Source organism: Desulfofundulus sp., assembly GCF_049701015.1.
Taxonomy (GTDB): Bacteria; Bacillota; Desulfotomaculia; order Desulfotomaculales; family Desulfovirgulaceae; genus Desulfofundulus.
Window position 1 is genome coordinate 11,394 of the sequence record NZ_JBNATZ010000050.1, and the last position, 2,407, is coordinate 13,800.

Genomic DNA, 2,407 nt, shown 5'->3' on the forward strand with positions numbered 1-2,407 from the left:
CGTTTTAAGACAGACCTGCAACTACTGGTACCGGGCACCCCTATGGGCAGTAAAACCTCTTAACTTTTTAATTTTTGTATTGGCTATAATATTCGTTGTTGAAAAGATTTTTCCTGCCTTAAATTTTAAATTACACAGCTTTCATCCCAAAAATAGTTTTGCTTTTTCATGGTCAGGTCCTGAATCAATTCTTTAACCTTTTCGATCTCAAACGGTTTGGCCATGCAGCAAAGAGCCCCGTTTTTCAATGCCTGCTCCCTTATCTGTTCGGAAATATAGGCGGTCATGATGACAACTATGGTCTCCGGGGCGATCCTTCTAATGCGCCGCAGTGCCTCCAGCCCGTCCATCAAAGGCATCCTGACATCCATAAAAATTACCTGCGGACGAACCTGGCGCACCTTCTCAATGGCCACCAGCCCGTTCTCTGCAGTATGTACCTGGTGACCGAAATCCCTGATAATTATCTCAAGCAAATATCGTACTCCGGGCTGGTCATCAACTATTAGAACATCAAAAACCTCCTTGCTCAAACAGCGCACCTCCGACAAAGAGTAACATGATATTACATCAAAACCTGATCCTTCCGTTTCTGTATGTTAGTTTTGTTCGACATAAATTCATTTAATCCTGCCAGGTTATTTCAAGTAAAACGAATTATATCAAAAAATATTTGATTTCACCACTATAATCCAATATCGGTCGCAACTGTCATTATTTTCTGAAATAAGTACCCCACTTCACTCTTCTCGTCATGACATTTTTAAATCTCAATCGCAACAATCATTTTGACTTTCCTTTGCTCTCCTGGCATCACACATGGCATCACACATTAAGATCTGTAAACCAGCTGGCCGTCAATATATGTTCTCATGACACGGGTGCGTGCATCGAAAGGATGACCATTCAGTACGACTATATCTGCATCCTTACCCGGTTCCAGGCTGCCCAACCGGCTCTCCAAACCCAGTATCCTGGCTGCATCCAGAGTGATGGCCTGCAGGGCCCTTTCCTCCGGCAACCCTCCCCGGACGGCCAGGGCGGCGGACAAAGCGAGGTACTGGATGGGGACCACGGGATGGTCGGTCATGATGGCAAAAGGGACACCAGCTTCGGCCAGGATCCGGGGGGTCTGGAGGGAAATCCCCTTCAGCTCCACCTTGGCCCGGTTGGTAATCATCGGCCCCACCACAGCCATGGCCCCATAAGAGGCCAGTTCCCGCGCCACCAGGTACCCTTCGGTGCAATGCTCCACCACCAGCAAAAGATTGAATTCCCGGGCAATGCGCAGGGCGGTCATAATGTCGTCGGCCCGGTGGGCGTGCACCCTCAATGGAATTTCCCGTCGTAACACCCGTAATAGCGACTCCATTTTCAGATCCCGGTCGGGACGTTCACCCTGCCCGGCCGCCGCCGCTTCCAGCTTACGCTGGTAATCCCGGGCTTTAGCCAGCGCTTCCCTTAAGAGGGCTGCCGAAGCCATACGCGTGGCGGGCATTTTTTTCTCACGTCCGTAAGTACGCTTGGGGTTCTCACCAAGGGCCGCTTTCAAGCCCACCGGGGCCCGGAGTACCATGCGGTCGACCACCTGGCCGGCAGTTTTAAGGGCCAGCATCTCGCCACCGATAATATTGGCGCTGCCTGGACCGGTAGCGACGGTGGTCACTCCCCCGGCCCGGGCATCTTCAAAACCCACATCGGCAGGGTAGACCGCATCGATAGCACGCAGGTGGGGGGTGACAGGGTCGGTATATTCATTGGTATCATCCCCCTCTTCCCGGTAGATTTCCTCCGCCACGCCCAAATGGCAGTGGGCATCGATAAACCCGGGCATGACCACACAGCCGGTAGCATCGTCCACCTCAACCCCTGCCGGGACCCTGCTTAAAGGACCGGTAGCGACAATTTTTCCCTGCTCTACAAGCACCATGCCCGGTTCATATATTTCCCCGGCCATGGTAAAACTTTTCCACCGGTTATGGCCAGCATAATTGTTCATCTCCCTTTCCGGCTTTTGCACTCCCGGCTGGCGTCGACCAGAGCCGCAAAGAGGTTTAAAAAACGTTCGTCATGCTCCCACATGGTTTCGGGGTGCCACTGCACCCCCAGGGCAAATCCTTCGCCCGCACTTTCTACGGCTTCGATAATACCATCCCCGGACCGGGCAGAAACAATAAACCCCGGAGCGGGCCGTCGTACTGCCTGGTGGTGAAAGCTGTTCACCCGGATGATCCCCGAACCAAATATGCCGGCCAGGCGCGTGTTTTCCTCCACCATGATCCCGTGGGTGGCACACCACCGGGGAGCCCGCTGGTGGTGCTTCAAGCAACCCGGAACCTGGGTGACGATATCCTGATAAATATCCCCCCCCGCGGCAATATTCAATACCTGGGCCCCCCGGCAAATA

The 2,407-nt window shown here is 53.0% G+C and carries 2 protein-coding genes and 1 pseudogene; all 3 read right to left on the minus strand.

Going from position 1 to position 2,407, the window contains the following annotated elements; translation table 11 throughout:
• Window positions 1-125: 125 nt before the first annotated feature.
• On the minus strand, window positions 126-533 hold the full coding sequence (locus ACPLUI_RS05000) for a response regulator (RefSeq protein WP_424659174.1): 408 nt from the start codon (window positions 531-533) through the stop codon (window positions 126-128).
• A 299-nt stretch (window positions 534-832) separates the two neighbouring features.
• Window positions 833-1,989: pseudogene (locus tag ACPLUI_RS05005) on the minus strand (amidohydrolase).
• A gap of 6 nt (window positions 1,990-1,995) precedes the next feature.
• On the minus strand, window positions 1,996-2,407 hold a 412-nt coding region (locus ACPLUI_RS05010), incomplete at its 5' end, for a gamma-glutamyl-gamma-aminobutyrate hydrolase family protein (RefSeq protein ID WP_424659175.1).